Genomic DNA, 17,408 nt, shown 5'->3' with positions numbered 1-17,408 from the left:
GCAGTGTGAAAAGCCCAAGGGTAACTTGCTCTCTTGGAAACCTGATCCCGCCTCGATCAGCCCCAATGAATAACCAAAGTGTTGGCCTCTTCAGTACTATAATGCACTTTGCAAGGCCTGACCTTTTTACTTCCTATAGTCTCATAACCCCTTATAGGGATTCGTAACCAGCACTCGATAGACAAATGGATGGGATTCCCTGATGCTCATAACCCCTTATAGGGATTCGTAACGCTTAAGCTTGTTCATGTAAGCCTGATTCTGGAGCCCTCATAACCCCTTATAGGGATTCGTAACTTAAATGATGGATACAGCAAGCGCTCCTGTTTCTTTGGCTCATAACCCCTTATAGGAATTCGTAACATAGAAGATAATAATAAATATAATACGCGCGCGCGCGACTCATAACCCCTTATAGGGATTCGTAACGCGGCTATATAGCAATTCCCGTTTTTATTAGGCACAATATTAGAGTTATCTATTTTTTCAACCAAATTAGATGGGTTTAAATGTTATGCCTGCGCCTTACTCATTGGACCTACGCCAAAAAGTCATTGAAGCCTATGCGAACAAAGAGGGTTCGATTCGTCAGTTGGCGACACGATTTAAACTGTCGAAGAACACGGTCAGTGGTTTTCTGAAGCGCCTTCGGGAGACGGGGACGGTCCATCCCAAGCGCGGGGAAGGAGTGGGACATCCGGCAAAGATTGATGAGCCGAGGGCCCAGTATTTGACCGAGGTGTTGCAGTGCGAACCCGATTTAACGCTCCAGGAATTGTGTCAGCGATTTGAAGTGCGCTTTGGCGAAACGATAAGCACCTCGGCCATGGACCGAGGGCTGAAAAAGCACCGGATCACGCGAAAAAAAAAACGTTCTACGATCCCCAAAAACACACCCCCCGGGTCCAACAACGCTGGCTTGAGTATTGGATCAAAGTAAGCCTGTGTTCCCCCGAAGACTTCATTGTGCTCGATGAAACCGGGGCGGTATTGAATCTGACCCCCACCTATGGACGGGCGCCTCAAGGGCAAAGAGCCTACGGGGAAAAACCGACCACCCAAGGCGAACGCATCAGCACCATCGGCGCCCTATCCCTGACGGGTGCGCTTCCCGCGATGTGCTTTGAGGGCACGCTCAATGGCCCGGTTTTCCTCTATTATGTCGAACATTTCCTCTGGTCTCACCTCCAGGAAGGGAAAGTAGTCATTTTAGACAATGCCGCTGCGCACCGATATGAAGAGGCGATCGAGAAGATCGAGCAGACCGGCGCCAAAGTGGTCTTTTTACCGCCCTATCACCCTGAACTCAATCCCATTGAGTACGCCTGGTCTAAGCTAAAACATGTCCTGAAGAAAAAAGCGGCCCGGACAAAAGAGCAGCTTTATGAGGCCCTCAGCGAAGCGCTCACGCTGATTTCACCCCAAAACTGTCAAGCCTACTTTAAGCATTGTGGACTCTGTCCCTAACTTAAATGAGAACAGCTATACAGGAGCAAGGCCATTTGCAACAATCCTCATAACCCCTTATAGGGATTCGTAACCGGCACCGCCCTGACCGAAAGCTCGGACGCCAATGGCTCATAACCCCTTATAGGGATTCGTAACTAGAACTGTCAAAAGGGCAATCCCCGCTGATGAACGACTCATAACCCCTTATAGGGATTCGTAACTGTCGATATAATCCATAACTTCAGCAATATTCGCAGCCTCATAACCCCTTATAGGGATTCGTAACACCTACACATTCCGTTACGAGTACCAAGTTTTTGACCTCATAACCCCTTATAGGGATTCGTAACCACGCTAAAAGTTACCGAGCCGGATGTCTCGGTCAACTCATAACCCCTTATAGGGATTCGTAACACGAAATATAAATCTCCCGATCCTAGAAACCCTGACATCTCATAACCCCTTATAGGGATTCGTAACATTTGCTGACCGAGTGCTGCTCAACCTATCAAGCAACTCATAACCCCTTATAGGGATTCGTAACCAAATCCCAGAGATAAGCATTCCCGGAACCGTCCTTCTCATAACCCCTTATAGGGATTCGTAACCTTTGCTATAAGTCAGCGATACGGCCAAGTTTTTGTTCTCATAACCCCTTATAGGGATTCGTAACCGCCAGGAACGCGTCCGCGTCTGAGGTCACGTCGATCTCATAACCCCTTATAGGGATTCGTAACCAACTCGACGGGACCAAGGTGCAAATGCTCAACCCGCCTCATAACCCCTTATAGGGATTCGTAACGAGATAGCGTTATCCATATTGTTGAGATTAACGCTCTCATAACCCCTTATAGGGATTCGTAACCTTCCTAATTGAGCCGATGATGCGTATAGCGCAAATCTCATAACCCCTTATAGGGATTCGTAACTCGTGCACTTGCAGCAGTTATCAAAACTATACTACCGCTCATAACCCCTTATAGGGATTCGTAACTGTATTCGGTGTTGTGGCATCGAGCTATCTTCCCTCCTCATAACCCCTTATAGGGATTCGTAACACTATTTGGACGCGCCAATTTCTGGGGCGTTGACGACCTCATAACCCCTTATAGGGATTCGTAACCGGTATTTTCGTGCCGGGTGCGTGGACTACAGGAAGGGCTCATAACCCCTTATAGGGATTCGTAACGTCTCCAGAATGGACGGATGACCAAATATTTGAATTCTCATAACCCCTTATAGGGATTCGTAACGCTAAAAAATATATTGAGAAATTGGCTGAGGGGAGGCTCATAACCCCTTATAGGGATTCGTAACTGGACTAGCGGGGCCACATTTCTATCGCTTAGGCAGCTCATAACCCCTTATAGGGATTCGTAACGGGCGTCTGCCCCTTTGGTCTGCTCCCACCATCGCCCTCATAACCCCTTATAGGGATTCGTAACCTGAAAATTTCTTTAGGTGGCACGCCAACAGAAATCTCATAACCCCTTATAGGGATTCGTAACTGGACTAGCGGGGCCACATTTCTATCGCTTAGGCAGCTCATAACCCCTTATAGGGATTCGTAACATTGGACGCGCCACAAAGTGGTAATAGGTCTATCCACTCATAACCCCTTATAGGGATTCGTAACATCTAGCGGTGATTCCTACACGTTCACGAACATCAACTCATAACCCCTTATAGGGATTCGTAACCTCCGTTAGAGCTGATGCTGAAGTTTAGCGGTGAGCCTCATAACCCCTTATAGGGATTCGTAACTTTTACGGGCAATTGAAGCAATACGCGAAAGAGAAGCTCATAACCCCTTATAGGGATTCGTAACCTATGGAAGCGTTTATAGAGGATGTCACCATGGACGGCTCATAACCCCTTATAGGGATTCGTAACCCGCCATTGGTCAGGTGATGGGCAAGATCACCAAAGCTCATAACCCCTTATAGGGATTCGTAACCATTTAGAAAACTTGATATCTGACCCGCTAATCCTTGCTCATAACCCCTTATAGGGATTCGTAACCCGCTACGGATAGCTAACCATATCTTTTGGAGGTAGACTCATAACCCCTTATAGGGATTCGTAACCATGATTTTTTACTCCTGTAAAAGTGGCCCGGCAAACTCATAACCCCTTATAGGGATTCGTAACCTCTGGTTCAGAGGCTTCTTTTGCTGGATCAAAGCCCTCATAACCCCTTATAGGGATTCGTAACTCTCAAGCGTCGTGAAATCAAGCGTGGCGCTACTGTTCTCATAACCCCTTATAGGGATTCGTAACCTGGGCAGAGACGATTCGCAAGCAAAAGATAGAAGCCTCATAACCCCTTATAGGGATTCGTAACCCCTCTATATTAGGGCTTGGAATAACCTTCCAACATTATAATAAAGGAAAAATAACCGGCTATTCCAGATAAAGATGCGTCGATCCTAATAGTATTCAACTTCATTGGAGGTCGAAGTTCCCAGCAAATTACCATTATGTCATAAAACAGAAAAATCTCGTCGGTGATCCTCTACAGGTACCCTTTTCATCTCACCCTTCCCAGAATCACTCTTAGATAGGTGAGTCACATTAATATTGCGGCGGTTAGCTGCCGTAACTTCAGTGACCCGATCGCCTGGAACCATTAATCGACTCAGCTCACGATGCAGCCTGATTGCCTCGGCTTCGGTGATGTCTCCAGAAAATACTGAGTATTGATCGTGATTCAGATAACGCCGTAACAGTTTTTTAAACTTCTCAGTGCGCTTAGCATCCACATCGTAGGTTATCAACATATACATAATTATTTATACTTTTCGCTTGAACGATTCATACTCAGCCACCCCTAAAAAGTGGCGCTCAATAGCCAATGCCTCTCTGTAGATCCATTCCCGAAAGCTGCGATCCTGATACCGTTCTTCCAGACGGATGGAAAATTGCTCTGCAATATTGCGGCGGCCTGTTTCGCTCAGCAGGCACACCCCTTCATACTGCTCAAACCAACTTGCATCGAGCATCTTGCGGCCCAACATACGGAAAATAAGGCTATCTGCAAGTATGGGTTTAAAAGGTTCTGCAAGATCCAAACTTAAAGATGAACGACCGTTACCTGGACTGTGAAGCAAGCTAAAGGTTTCCTCCAGATGAGTTTTGAATAGCTCGTGGCGAACGATCGTATAGGTCAACTGGTTAAGAAAAGATAATAAGCAATTAATGGGATTGTTGGGAGGCCGTCGTACTCGGGGTGTAAAGTCAAGAACAGGATCAATCAGCTTCCATGCTTTGTAATACCATTGATGCAGATTGCCCTCAATTCCCATCAGGGTGGAGGAATCTTGGGCCTTAGGGATAAGATTCACTAAGCGTTTCATTTCCTTGAGCATAGCTTCCAACCCCGTTTTACCTCGATAGCGATAGTACAGTAGGTTAGCCTGCATATTATGGGCAGCTCCACGGACGAGTTCCCGTGCAAGCGCCATCCGTTGAGTTTCATTTAACAGTATTTCAGCTTGGGCCAGTTTGACCTGTCCCGAAGGGTTACGGTTGAAGGGCTCGAAGGAGCCCTTGAAATAGCCGTAATAATCGAATACCGATAATCTAACCCCATGCTTTCCACATAAAGTCAGCAGCTTGGAATTGAGGGTGCTTTCAGCGAGCAGGACGAGATGGCCAATGGTTTCAATAGGAAAGGCCCGGGTCTTGCCTTCTATCGTGATTGATAAGGTATTTTCCCGCCGCCGAAGCCGTGCCTCGCGGGAAACAAACAAAGTTTCCATAGTAAACCTTCAGTCATAACCGCAAAAAGCAGCGAGGGAACAACTGGCGCACAAGGGGATGCGCTTGGCGGATGGCACCTGGGTTTGCTGCGCCAGCCGCTCAAGGCGTTCGGAAGATTCCCAGAGCTGTTGCATCCGGGCTTCGTCGAGAACAACTTCGCGCCGCTTACGTGTAGACAACACATGGGTGACGGCCCGCCAGGTCTTGCCGGTCGCGATCGACAGCAACAAGGCATAGAAAGCGGTCTGGTCGCTTACCGCCTCAACGGCGCCACCGGTACCCTTGCTCTCGTAGACGATGTTGTGTTTCCAATCGATACGGTCGGGCGCGAGGCCAAATAGTCCTTGTGTCGAACGATCACGGGCGTAGCTGGTGTCGTGCTGAGCCATGCCAATCTGCACATGCCGGTTCCACTGGGCGAAACTGATGCCATGCAAATGCATCCAGGCCCGGCGCTCGCACAACCGTACATGTTGGAAGTGGAGCCCGTGCAGATTCAGGCGCTCAACCCGCTCAAAGAACGCAGTGGCTTGCGGCCAATGAAAGGGTGTCGTCATCACTCGGCACCAGGCCCGTCAGGCGGACCAATTTTTCAGCGGCGGCCATGGCTTCGGGATAATCGTCCCAAGCCATTGCGGACGGCCCCCTTCGACCACGAAGTGCACGACACCAAGCATCAACTAATCCCTCCCCTGCACTCAACTGGGCGGAATCCCCCGTATGGGGAAAGTACACCGTCACCAGGCGCTGGGCGAGCTGACGTTGATCGCGCAGGTGATCCTCCAATTCGTCTTGCAACCGCACCTCCGGCTGACCCTGGGGTCCTTCCAGCATCGGCAAATCCAGAATGGTCGTTTCCCGCTCCAGAAATGCGGGATCGACCTCAATGACATTTCCATCCCCCTGTACCACCCGCACCCGCTGGGCAATATCCCGCAGCACATAGGCCTGCCGCTCGAAACGCTCGCACCAACGCCGGGCATTGGCCCCGAACAGCCGATCCTGCTCCATGGCACGCACTTGATGTAGCCAGTTGCGGATGGCGCCCGCGCTGGGCGGTTGATGATTCCTAAGGTGCTCATAGCGGGGACCACGGTTGCTTTTATGGCCCATGAGCGCATTCCAATACAACCCTGCCGTGTAGACGGCCCGGTTTGGTAGGGCGCCGAAAAAACGCGGATTGTCCTCCCCCCTATCCTCAAAAGCCTTTTGCGTCGCGGCACTCAGTCGCTCGGTCAACTGTTGGATATCAACCCGTTCGCCATCCTGCTCGAGCGCCCACTTGAGCAAATCGCGAATCCAAGGGTTGCGTCCCATGATATAGGGGTCATGGCGCACAATAACGCGCCCATCCGCACCCCGCCGGGCGGCGCGGCCATAGCGCTGGAGAAAATTCATCGGTGCGAACCCCGGCTCCATCAGCATCAGATTCGCCTCCCGGAAGGTGACGCCTACCTCGACGCTGGCCGTTGCCACCAACACCGAAAAATCATCCGGATTGCGTGACCGGCCGGTCCGGTATCCCAGGGCGCGAATACCCTCTTTGCCACTATCGGCGATGCTATTAATCACCAGCACTTGTTCAGCCGGAATGCCTGCTTGAGCGAATGCCTGGATCAAGTCCGGCATTTCACGGATCAGATCGCCGAGACGGTTATAGATCAACACCACCTGCCGACGCGCTTCGACCTCGGCTGCAATTGCGACAATCTGATCCTCCACCACCTGGGCTAAAGTTTCCCGATCCGTGAATGATAGGGACACATCGCCATGTACCGGCCGCCCTTGCCCAGTCAGCGATTCTCGTAGCGGGGCTATCTCCGGAGCCGGCACGCCAAGTCTTTCCAGTACCGGTTGAATATCAAGGGGAGTCGCTGACAGAAACGACACCTTCGCTCGACCAAAACGGGAGCCATCCGGGTTCTCAGCGCTAGCTAGCCGGGCGCAGAGTGCGGCCAGGCCAAACCCCCGCGCCTCGATGGTGTGGAACTCATCGAACACGATGTGATCGAACTGCCGCAGCAAATCAAATACCCCGGTAGCCGCCTGCCCGGCATCCAACCGAGGCCGTAGCAACAAATGACTGATCACCTCCGGTACGGCGATGATCATCTCGCCACCCTCACGGGTCGGGTCAAGATCCCGTATCTGCCGAATACGATGCCCAGCGATGTTCTTGATGTCTTCTGACAGGAGTTGAACGGTACGGTCCGAACTCCATATTTCCACCTTGCTCTCGGCCTTCTCCCGCGGCCAATGGGCTGAGGTGGTGAGATCGCGGATCAAGCCTGCCGCGATATTCTGGGCCAATCGACGGGTCGGCACGATAAACAGCACCCGCTGCCCCTGCATGACCGCCCGCTGAAAAGCGAAGGTCTTGCCTGCTCCGGTAGGCGCATCGGCAATCCGCACCCGCTCCGGCGCGTGCAGCAACGCCGCTTGCAACGGAGATAACCCATCGGCCCCCTGGGCAACACAATGTCGGGCAATCGTCAGTGCCATTGCCGGACCTCCTCGGCCGCGTCCTCCAGCCCCAATGGCGGCGTGAGCTGCAAGCCATACAAACAGTATCGCGCCACGGGCAGATCCTGGCCAAATAGGGCCGCCGTCGCCGCATTCAAGCAGACCGTCTCGCTCTGGGTATCCGGCCTAAGACGGACCATGCCCGAGCGGTGAAGGCCGATGCGGATCACCAATTCGCCCTGTCCGAAAGCCTCAAAAGGATCGAGGCCAAAAATCGCACCCCGATAAACCTGCCCGGGCGGGACTTCCTGAATCATGAAGAAATCCTTCAGATTACCCTTGCGGGCCACATTTGCGACCTTCTCCTGTAAACCAGCCTCGGCATCCAGATTCAAACGCTTGATCAGCGGCGACAGAAGCTTAGGCTCGGGAGTGACAAATACCGAAGTCCGGTAAGGCATGGCCGCTAGATGGCGCCGGTAATCCCGCGCCGGCAAAGCCACCCGTGCCGACATCATCCCAAGTGTGGCGGCCAGGCCAAAGGCGATCGCCCGATCACCGATCAGCTCGGGCAAGGTCGCCGTACCGCTTTGCACCATCAGCGAATGGTAGGCAAAGGAGGTGAGAGTCTCCGCCACCACTCCGATGGCGGGGACAGGAGCCGAAGAGTCGCCAAAGCTGCCAAAAGACACTGCCTGCGGCTGATCGCTCATTTTCCCTTACCAAACCAGTTATCGAACAATTCAGCCACCTTGGGCGCTGCCGCCCGGTATTCGTCGGCCAAGGGGCCATCCGTATCGAAACTCGCGACGAGATCATTCACCCAGGTTTGGGCTTCTGCGCCGTTCATAACCGTCTCATGAGCCGGTGCTAGTAGCCCATGCAAGGTCTCGCTGCTGGCCGTAGGGTTGCGTAATACGTCCTCAGGTTGAGAGGCCAGGACTTTGACTAATTCATAGGGCGAACTGATGGCTTGCTCGAATCGTCCACCATAAATGCCAACCACATGGGTACGAATATTGGTTCCAGTCAGGGAGGTCTGCCCGCCATAAGCGCCGGCGAGTCCTACGCAAAGCATCAGGTGCCTGAGGCCGATTTCGGGCAAAACCTTACCTCGAGTCGAAAGGACCTGGACCATGAGCGTACCGGGCTTGATAAAGAAACGGCTGAATAGATTATCGCTGTTTTTTTTGCTCTCGGCATCGAACAGGGTGCCATCTTCGGCGGCGCGATTGTGAAAGGTTTCGTCGACGCAAAGATGCTTGGGCAAAAGGCTCAGTCCATCGGAATAGCTGACCGCCGCTTTCACCGGCAGGACTCGGTTATCGTGGTTGCAGGAATCCCCGAATACCAAGGCGTTGAGATCGAAGGCTTCGGAGGGTTTCTGGCCCTTATAAAGCACCGTCTTATTCTGGGGCAAACGGCCACCAACACCGAGCGCCCGCAAAACCTGCAAGCCCCTTCCCCTTTCCGGATATTTGAATTTGTTGGGCACGGCCCGGACATACACATCCTGGCCGATTTCGATATCGGTAATCTCTGCTTCGGCGTTGCGAAATACCACGGGGGCGACCGCCTCGCGCAACAACACGACGCTGACGGCGCCCAGATTTTTGAGCGAAGGGTGGATGTAGGTATTCTTGGAATCAATTCGAGTAGTATCCATCAAGTGCTCGATTGACCCTAGATGAGTGGCAAATTGTTCCATGATCAGGCTCCTTCAGCGATTGCGGATTCGGCGGGCTTTTCGTCATCGGGGCGGTTGCGTACCGCCTGCAAAAACGCCATGCGGTAGATACTGCCGAAAACCCGGCGGTTGGTTTGACTCGGCGGGCGGCGCTTGAGTACGCCATTCCAGATTTCACGGACGAAAAATGTGGCCAATTCCAGGCAGCCATCCTTGAGCGATTGACCTTCCCGGTATTTACTGGCGGCCGCCTTGCCTTTCCGAGTGAGGTTGGTTTCCAATTCTCCAGCGACGGCATAGATCAATGATTGTTCATCGTCTTGGCCCGCAGCGCGCGCCGCGGTCGCGGTCTCCATGCAGAATTTGAACACCAGCAACTCATCATTCGTCGAGCTAACCCGGCTCGATTGAATGCCCGCCGCCAGTTTCCCTAAGCGCACCAGTGCGCCCTCCTCTGTGCTCATAGTCCGATTCTCCAGTTGTTGCAGAAACTCATGTTGCAGCCGTGACATCACCCAACGGGTACTGCTTTCGTCCCGGTCACGGAGATGGCACCAGACTAGGCAGACCGCGCCAAAGCGTGTGTTCGGTGTGGCATAACGGCGCAGTACGTCGTAGCCAAGGCCGTGGGTGTCAAGCAGTGTCTGGGCAAGAACCAGTTGATCGAGTGCCTCGGGAATCTGTTCCAGACGCAAGCTGTTGCTCCCGATCAGATCCACCAACATTCGCGGCATGGCATCGTAGTAAAAGAATGCCCGTTGGAATGTGGGCAGGCCGCGGAAAATATGAATAGGGCGGCCTATTCTGCGGGTGGCCTGGAGCAACATTCTCAGCTGATTGACTTGGTCTTCGACTTTCTCGGCCATTCGCTCGAACCGCGCCATCCGATAACGCCCTTGAAAGATCTCCGTACCTTGATAAACCGTGCCTTTTTTAACCTCTTGGCGGCTGAGATCGTAAAGGGATAGGGCAGCCATGGACTGATCGCCCGGCAAGCGCAGTCCACCGAATAACCCGCTGGTAGTCGGGGAAGAAATCAAGGTCGGGACGCCTCCGGGCTTACCTCCCTGGCGCCCATGAGCTTGCGCCCGCAGCTTGTGCTCCGCTACCGCTACCGGACTCACATTGGTGTGAGCACGTTCAGAAGTAATCGACTCAACGCGCCCATCACGCCCCGAGAAGGCTGAAACCTTTACTTCATACAGACCCAGCGCTTCATCAATTCTTTCATCGAAAGGGACAGGTTCATCAGTGAACAGGCAACGACCGGTAGCGTTCTCATTCTCCGGCGTGATACGCAGACCCCCGAGAAGTTGGCGGAAATGGCGTTCCACTGCCTTAACAACTTGCTGGCCTCGGCCCGTAATGCCGTCCCGAAAGCCCGGTTGATTTTCTTCCCCTTCCAGCCAACGCTGAAGCAAGCCTTCATCACCCCAGATAGTAGCCTCCAGATCCCTATCATTCTGGGCCAGTGCAGTGACCCAAAGGACGGTAACAACCCGTCGCGTAGCGTCATCATTGATCTTGGATAGCCATTCGGGGCGCTCAGCCGGCACCAGAGCCAGTAATGCTACTTCCCGCGCTGAATAATCGGACAAGCCCAGCTTCTTGGCGCCGTCGAGCTTTAAGTTGAGCAGTAACACCAAATGAGCGGCCCGTTGCAAGTGCTCCTGGGCCGCTATCGGTAGATCACTGGGCTTTGGGTAAGGAGTAATGGTCGCCCCCCCATTACCCGGCCAACGAGGCTGCAAATCCAACTCCTTCAGCAAAGCATCCAGTGGTGGAGTCAGGGTATCCTTGAGATCGGTTTTGATGCGAAATAAGGAACCCAGAGTGTGATCCTCTAGATCAGCGATAAATGCTTGCAACTCCTGATGATCCGGTTGACCGTTGTAAAGTGCGGGCACACCCCGGTTGGAAATGCTCAGCTCCAGCCGGAAAGGAAGATCGGCACACAACCGCTTGAGTGCTTGATCAACGATGAGATCAAAGTGCTGCAAAGGCAGTAGCAAGAAAAGCCGGCCGTCCTGATGAACTTCAATCAGTGGCGGCACCCCAACCCGCTGGACGCTGCTCCATGACAGCCAACATTGCAATTCATCCAGTAAAAAGGGATGGTGTGGGTCCACAATCTCCAATGGTTTCCACTCACGCAGAATATGGGTCGCCAGTGTCTGATCGGTTTGGAGTCGCTTGAGCACCCCAGTGAGTCCACCTTTTTCCGAATCGCCGGATAGCCAGATCCCGTCCAGTTTATCAGCAAGGGCCACATAGCCGGTCAAAGACTCAAATTCGCGCGGCGGCAATTCACGCACAGGGCTGCGAAGGTTTTGGGTGTCTTCCACCTGTTCGATCAGGTAGCGAATCTGTTCCGGGGTCAGCCTGATGTCATCGCCCAAAAATTCATTCAACCGATAACGCCCCATGGCATCGCTAACTTCTTCCAGCGGTAGCGCAATATTCCGTTGCAGTTGGAGCAACTTATCCAAATCATGCAGAAAAGCAATGACCGCAATCACCCGCAACCGCCGCTGAAGTAACGTTAAGTCCATTTCAGGGTTACGGCCCAGCCAATCGAGTGCCGCCAACAACATCGCGCCTCGTATCACCGAAAGCAAATGATCCAGCAGCGTGACATTGATGCTTCGGGCAAATTGCTCCCGCCGGGAGAGATCCGAATGCCAGCCCCCTTTCCCGGAAACCGCCATCAGGCGCAGGACTCGGGCATCAATATGGGTGCCTCTTTGAATCTTGCGGCGGTTTTCATCGCTGAGCACACCAATGCGCTCGTTGAGAACACCTTTATCAATAACCTGCTCAAGAAATTCTCGATAAATGTCGCCTGCTACCCGAGTGGCCGTTTCCATCCAAGCGGTCATCGCCCCACCCCCCGTTCCAGTAATCCCAGGCAACCAAAACCATTGCGAGTCTTCTCGCCGATCCCGGCATACCAAGCCAACTGCAAGTCTTCTTCAGTCCCTGCCAGCACCAGCGGCGCGCTCATGCCGATGACAAAAGCATGGCGGCCATTCTCCATGCGCTTTAGGCTGACCAATACTGAATGTTTCGGATTAGCCCGCAAATAAAGCGAATCAGGTTCGACATGCAACCCCACCCTGCGCCCGGCGATGCGGGATAGACGTGCATTAACCGCCGCAGACAGATCGAAAGTACCAAGCTGCTGATACCAAACTCGCTGCCCACCTTGACGCTGGCTAATCACCAGGGGCGAGAGCAACAGCACCCCCATGACTCCTTCCAATGGAGGCACTGGATTGGGTTCCGGAATAATTTCGGCGGCGCTGAAATCCACCATTTCCGCAGTAACGGCGCGGGCTTGTCGAATATCAACTGGATCGAACCTGGCCAAAAAGCCGGCCAAAACCGAATCTGATGTGGAGACCACCAAAGTATGCACCCAACCTTCATTGCCACGGCGCCCACCCAAAGTGGCAAACGTCCAAGGCGCGGCATTCTTGCCCAATACCTGCGCTGCATCAGCACCCGCAGCAGTCCAGGCGTTGATGAGCGCATCGTGCAGAAGGTCGAGATGGCGGTAGCGAGCATACTGTCGTTTAGGCAAGCTAATGCGTATCCGATGCATGGTAGAGTTCCTCGGCGAATGCTATGATTGAAGCATACGCTCATAATTTAACCTTAAGCAAATATTAATATGTCATGAAAGATGACATTACACGCTTTGCTTTTATCGAAACATGCTTGCTATGGGGAGGCGGATTGACTGCCCGGCAACTCGCTGACACATTCGGCATAGCGAGACAGAATGCCCAGAAAGTAATCACCCAGTACCGCCAATGCCATCCGGAAAATATTCGGCGTGTGGGCAGAAAACAGGTTGCCGGCGCCGATTTTTCACCCCACTACATTCGAAAAAATGCTGAAGCTTTTTTGGACTATCTACGTGGACAGGCGATAATAAGTTATTACTTAAGCAATGCAGACTGGGGAGGATTGCCCTTTCATGATGTTGATCGGTTGCTCCGGCCTCAACTGCGGCAAAATTCAGTGCAGAAAGTATTATCCGCTTTACGAACGCAACAGGTCGTTACCATTTATTATCATGCCAAAAGCGGGGCTCAGGAGAGGGATCTATCACCTAATCAGTTAATCTTTGCCAATAACCGTTACCATGTCCGCGGTTACTGCCATTATTCGAAGGCTTTCCTGGATTTTGTGCTGTCTCGAATTACCCATGCAGAGCCATCGGGTATTGAATGGGTCTCTTCCTACAATGATTCAGCCTGGAATACCTACGATGAATTGCGTTTTAAGCCTAATGAACAATTACCCACCGAAACCCAAGAATCTTTACTGCACGATTTTCCCGTTAATGAGGAAGGTATTTTTTTAGTACGTTGCCGGCGAGCTCTAGGATTTTACGTCAAGCGGGAACTGTTAGCGGTTGATGCCCGTTATGGGATATCACGGTGGGTTATTTTCTAGATTAACCATGAATACCCTTTCAGAAAAGCTCAAGCCCCATTCAGGCCGATTAATCTCCATTGATTTGCTGCGAGGTTGGGTCATGGTGATCATGGCGCTAGACCATGTCCGTGATCATTTCACTAATGCCCACTTCGATCCCACCGATCTCTCTCAGACCAACGCCGCCTTATTTTTCACCCGCTGGATCACCCACTTCTGTGCCCCGGTATTTTTCTTCCTTGCCGGGGTGAGTGCTTTCCTGTCCACCACTCGAGGCCGGACCCGCACCGAGTTGGCTTTTTACCTTTTTACCCGGGGTTTATGGTTGATGCTGCTTGAAATAACCCTGGTGGGTTTTGCCTGGACTTTTAATTTTTCTCACGGGGAGATTGGGTTAGCCGTTATCTGGGCTTTGGGAGGCGCTATGGTGGTACTGGCAGGGCTGGTCTATTTGCCCCGATGGGCTATCGCGGCCTTTGGCCTAGTGTTGGTTGCCGGTCATAACCTTTTCGATGGCCTGGAAGCAGAGGGAATATGGAAAGGAATCTGGGCAATACTCCACTCCCGTGAAGCCATCCCCATAACAGCGAACCTTTCCCTGGATCCCTTTTATCCCCTGATTCCGTGGATAGGAGTGATGGCAGTGGGGTATGCCTTTGGTCCTCTCTTGCTGCAAGAGCGGCCACAACGACAACGGCAGATGCTGGTTCTTGGCGCCCTGCTGACCGGGCTATTTATCGTCCTCCGCGCGGTAAATGGGTACGGAGACTCCCATCCTTGGTCAATACAGCAAAGCCGCCTCTTTACGCTCCTCTCATTTTTGGACACCACCAAATATCCCCCGTCGCTGCTTTATCTGTTGATGACCCTAGGGCCTGCCATCGCTGCCCTGGCCTTGTTGGAAAAAGTCTCTGGGGCGTGGACCCGGTTTTTTATCGTCTTTGGGCAAGTGCCCCTCTTCTTTTACCTCCTGCATCTGTATCTGATCCACCTACTGGCACTAGGGGTTGGTTACTTGAGCGGCTATAATATCCAGGCCTTTTTAACCCCTTTTTGGCTATTTCCCAAAGATTACGGGTTTGGCCTTCCCCTGATCTATCTTCTCTGGATAGGACTTATCTTTGCCCTCTATCCGGTTTGCATTGGGTATCGCCAGTTGAAGATCAACCGGCGCCATTGGCTGTTGAGTTATCTGTAGTCCCCAAACCGTTTTCTAGGGGAAAAGGCTGCTTTCGTCGGCACGCTTTAAAGGTGAATAAAAGAAATTGCAAAAGATATTTTAGAAATCCTAATGATGAGTCATTGTACTAAGAAAAAACATTTCTCATCACGGCCTAAATTTTTCCAACTCAATAGCATCATGGGCTGAAAAAATTTGGACTTCTTGATGGTGGTCCCGGTTCAACTGACGAAGACGTTCTTGGTTTTCCAAACGGACTTTTCTATCGACCTCCATTATTCTCTGAAAAAGGCGAAGCCCAAGCGTACAGTGGTATTTTTCAGGGTCCATCTCACCCCTAAAAAAGTAAGCATCTCCAGCATGTAACAACCACCCATCCTCGGCTCTGACAGCAACTCCCGTATGTCCCCTAGTGTGCCCTGCAAGAGGAACAAGAAGAATCTCAGGGGGGAGAGATTTAAGATCCCTCACACTCTCAAAGCCAAACCATTTTTCTCCATCGAGAGCATAAGTGACCCAGTTCTTTTCTGAACTCCACTGTTGAGAACGGTACCGCTGCCTAGCCAGGAAATTATGGGGGTGGCGAGCAGCTTCAAGCTCTGAACCTAGCACATGAACTTGGGCTTCAGGGAAATCTGTGATGCCTCCAGCATGGTCAAAATCCAAGTGGGTCAGGATAATATGACGTACGTCCTGGCGCTTAAAGCCGAGTTTTTCAATCTGGCGTAAGGCCGTCTGCTCCTCTTGGAGTTGGATCCCAATGAGTTTTAAAAAGATTCGGCCCAATCGGTGATGAGCATTCCTGATGTCTTGAAGGCCAAAACCGGTATCGATGAGAACCAGACCCGCTTTGGTCTCAATGAGTAAGCAGTGGCAAACTAATTTCGCAGTCAATCCCCGGCTAAAGCCATCAATGAAACGGCCGCCAAAGGGACACATTGTCCCGCAATTAAGATGATGAATAGTAATCACTTTTTCAACCTATAAGTTATTCATTAGACTTCTAGCTGTTAAATGCCTCAATTTCTCGCCTCCGCCCTTATAGAGTCGTCCATTTGATACCTTTTCCTCGTACCCTCATAAGCCAAAAGCCAAGCCAGCGCTTAAACTTGGTGAGTACGGCGCTAACGCGTCTTAACCCACCCTACTAAACGCCGTAACGAAGCCCCCTAATGCTCTGCTTGGGATACCCACCCTAGGTTATGAAAGGGATAGAACTGAAATAATTAAGTTATGATAAAACATTGTTGGGATCTCTCGACGCTCAGGGTAGTGCTACTTTAAAATTGCAACCCCCCGTTTAAGAGCAGATAAACAAGTTGAAAAATGGGATGATTAAACGTTAAGTCATTGCCTTCCTTGACAAAAAACGATAACCACATCATAGGTTTTATAAAAATGGACATATTCATTTATATATTGATAGCGATCGCGATCGTAGGTCTTACCTATCTTGCCTACAAGCGTCCTGAGAAATATGAACAGCTGTTTAATCCCCTCTATATTTTCATTTTCATCACTTACATCAGTCTGAGCATCTGGAATACGGCCATGATGAGAGCGCTCATAGCGCTTAATGAATTTATAAAAAAAGATGAACTAGGCGCTGCAAAAGCAATGCTTGAAACGTGGCAGATCCCCTGGATACCACTTCATACCATTGTGTGGTTTCTATTTGTCTATCTCCTGTTTCTAAGCTTTCTGCCAAGGATGCTGCGAAAAGAAAAGACGAAAAAAACAAAAAAACCCTAAGTGTGAAACCTACCTCAGAGGCGCAAAGCGCCCCTGGGTAGCTCAAGTAATAGGGATCAGGCCCCATGGGGCCTGATCCCCTACGCTGGATCTTCCCGGACCACTACGGTCTCAGCAACGGGAATGATTTCATCCGCTTGCAGGCCAGCACGCTTGGCATGCTCCCGGATCGCTTCGGGGTCGGTGGCCTGGTAAATACAGACCGTACCAAGCTGACCATCCTCTTCCTCCACCACATAGGACCGGATCCAGCGCACCTGGTCGGGCATTTCCTCATTCCCAACTCGCTTTGAGCGGTTAGCCGCTTCTTCCAGTTCTTGGGGCGTCTTCCAGGCGCTTCGACGACGGATCATATAAGTGTTCATGGGTTTACTCCTTTTTTCGACAGAGGGTTTGATGTTCCCGTCCCTTGAGCAACGGGACCCAAACAGCGGCTATTCAATATCATAATTTCGAGAACGTCCTCGAATGTCGGCAACCTAAGCACCACGCTCCTTCTTAATTATTCACCTGAATAGAACAGTAGAGGCAATCGCCCCTATTATCCAGAAGGAGCTGATTTAGAAGGGGAAGGGGGAACCCCCGCAAGCAAAGACAAAGATGCAAACTTTTTGTTACACTCCTCCTCCGTTAGGGGCAGCATTCAGGACATGAGCGCCTTAAAAAGGT

The 17,408-nt window shown here is 51.6% G+C and carries 14 protein-coding genes, 1 pseudogene and 2 CRISPR repeat arrays; of the genes and pseudogenes, 5 read left to right on the top strand and 10 right to left on the bottom strand.

Going from position 1 to position 17,408, the window contains the following annotated elements:
* Positions 1 to 140: 140 nt before the first annotated feature.
* A CRISPR array of direct repeats spans positions 141 to 429; the repeat unit is 28 nt; unit sequence CTCATAACCCCTTATAGGGATTCGTAAC.
* A gap of 85 nt (positions 430 to 514) precedes the next feature.
* Together NHAL_RS14205 and NHAL_RS14200 are read left to right on the top strand one after the other, a co-directional pair.
* Positions 515 to 940 (top strand): helix-turn-helix domain-containing protein, encoded by a 426-nt coding sequence (locus NHAL_RS14205; RefSeq protein WP_238985361.1) that lies wholly within the window; start codon positions 515 to 517, stop codon positions 938 to 940.
* A pseudogene (locus NHAL_RS14200) lies at positions 925 to 1,467 on the top strand (IS630 family transposase); the annotation flags it as partial. The gene NHAL_RS14205 and the pseudogene NHAL_RS14200, both read left to right, overlap by 16 nt.
* A 45-nt stretch (positions 1,468 to 1,512) precedes the next feature.
* Positions 1,513 to 3,793: direct repeats of the CRISPR family, unit length 28 nt; unit sequence CTCATAACCCCTTATAGGGATTCGTAAC.
* A 139-nt stretch (positions 3,794 to 3,932) separates the two neighbouring features.
* Here the strand turns inward: NHAL_RS14200 and cas2 are convergent.
* From cas2 to NHAL_RS14160, 8 genes are read right to left on the bottom strand one after another with little or no spacing between them, the layout of a single operon-like run.
* Positions 3,933 to 4,235 (bottom strand): CRISPR-associated endonuclease Cas2, encoded by a 303-nt coding sequence (gene cas2 / locus NHAL_RS14195; protein WP_013033843.1) that lies wholly within the window; start codon positions 4,233 to 4,235, stop codon positions 3,933 to 3,935.
* A 6-nt stretch (positions 4,236 to 4,241) separates the two neighbouring features.
* Complete coding sequence (gene cas1, locus NHAL_RS14190; RefSeq protein ID WP_013033842.1) at positions 4,242 to 5,210, bottom strand: CRISPR-associated endonuclease Cas1; 969 nt, start codon at positions 5,208 to 5,210, stop codon at positions 4,242 to 4,244.
* Between the two features lie 9 nt (positions 5,211 to 5,219).
* Positions 5,220 to 5,768, bottom strand: a complete 549-nt coding sequence (locus NHAL_RS14185) for a CRISPR-associated protein Cas4 (protein WP_013033841.1) — start codon at positions 5,766 to 5,768, stop codon at positions 5,220 to 5,222.
* Positions 5,725 to 7,713 carry a DEAD/DEAH box helicase gene (locus NHAL_RS14180; RefSeq protein ID WP_013033840.1) on the bottom strand — a complete coding sequence of 663 codons (1,989 nt, stop codon included), beginning with the start codon at positions 7,711 to 7,713 and terminating at the stop codon, positions 5,725 to 5,727. Before NHAL_RS14180 ends, NHAL_RS14185 begins: the two co-directional genes overlap by 44 nt.
* The gene (locus NHAL_RS14175; protein WP_013033839.1) at positions 7,704 to 8,387 is read right to left on the bottom strand and encodes a hypothetical protein; all 684 of its coding nucleotides are present in this window, start codon (positions 8,385 to 8,387) and stop codon (positions 7,704 to 7,706) included. Before NHAL_RS14175 ends, NHAL_RS14180 begins: the two co-directional genes overlap by 10 nt.
* Positions 8,384 to 9,382 (bottom strand): CRISPR-associated protein Csc2, encoded by a 999-nt coding sequence (locus NHAL_RS14170; RefSeq protein ID WP_013033838.1) that lies wholly within the window; start codon positions 9,380 to 9,382, stop codon positions 8,384 to 8,386. Before NHAL_RS14170 ends, NHAL_RS14175 begins: the two co-directional genes overlap by 4 nt.
* 2 nt (positions 9,383 to 9,384) lie before the next feature.
* On the bottom strand, positions 9,385 to 12,240 hold the full coding sequence (locus tag NHAL_RS14165) for a hypothetical protein (protein WP_013033837.1): 2,856 nt from the start codon (positions 12,238 to 12,240) through the stop codon (positions 9,385 to 9,387).
* Positions 12,237 to 12,965 (bottom strand): CRISPR-associated endoribonuclease Cas6, encoded by a 729-nt coding sequence (locus tag NHAL_RS14160; RefSeq protein ID WP_013033836.1) that lies wholly within the window; start codon positions 12,963 to 12,965, stop codon positions 12,237 to 12,239. The genes NHAL_RS14165 and NHAL_RS14160 overlap by 4 nt, the downstream gene beginning before the upstream one ends.
* Positions 12,966 to 13,039: 74 nt before the next feature.
* Between NHAL_RS14160 and NHAL_RS14155 the strand changes: the two genes are divergently transcribed.
* Together NHAL_RS14155 and NHAL_RS14150 are read left to right on the top strand one after the other, a co-directional pair.
* Complete coding sequence (locus NHAL_RS14155; protein WP_013033835.1) at positions 13,040 to 13,825, top strand: WYL domain-containing protein; 786 nt, start codon at positions 13,040 to 13,042, stop codon at positions 13,823 to 13,825.
* 7 nt (positions 13,826 to 13,832) lie between these two features.
* Positions 13,833 to 15,005, top strand: coding sequence for an acetyltransferase domain-containing protein (locus tag NHAL_RS14150; RefSeq protein ID WP_013033834.1), 1,173 nt, complete (start codon positions 13,833 to 13,835; stop codon positions 15,003 to 15,005).
* A gap of 129 nt (positions 15,006 to 15,134) precedes the next feature.
* On the opposite strand, the gene NHAL_RS14145 is transcribed toward NHAL_RS14150, so the two are convergent.
* The gene (locus NHAL_RS14145) at positions 15,135 to 15,959 is read right to left on the bottom strand and encodes an MBL fold metallo-hydrolase (protein ID WP_013033833.1); all 825 of its coding nucleotides are present in this window, start codon (positions 15,957 to 15,959) and stop codon (positions 15,135 to 15,137) included.
* 426 nt (positions 15,960 to 16,385) lie between these two features.
* Between NHAL_RS14145 and NHAL_RS14140 the strand changes: the two genes are divergently transcribed.
* Positions 16,386 to 16,739 (top strand): hypothetical protein, encoded by a 354-nt coding sequence (locus NHAL_RS14140; RefSeq protein WP_013033832.1) that lies wholly within the window; start codon positions 16,386 to 16,388, stop codon positions 16,737 to 16,739.
* Positions 16,740 to 16,819: 80 nt separating this feature from the next.
* On the opposite strand, the gene NHAL_RS14135 is transcribed toward NHAL_RS14140, so the two are convergent.
* Complete coding sequence (locus NHAL_RS14135; RefSeq protein ID WP_013033831.1) at positions 16,820 to 17,104, bottom strand: DUF4242 domain-containing protein; 285 nt, start codon at positions 17,102 to 17,104, stop codon at positions 16,820 to 16,822.
* Positions 17,105 to 17,408 lie beyond the last annotated feature (304 nt).

The sequence above is a fragment of the Nitrosococcus halophilus Nc 4 genome, from assembly GCF_000024725.1.
Lineage (GTDB): Bacteria > Pseudomonadota > Gammaproteobacteria > Nitrosococcales > Nitrosococcaceae > Nitrosococcus > Nitrosococcus halophilus.
The sequence above is the reverse complement of the archived record's forward strand: the minus strand, read 5'-3'. Positions and strand labels throughout refer to the sequence as shown.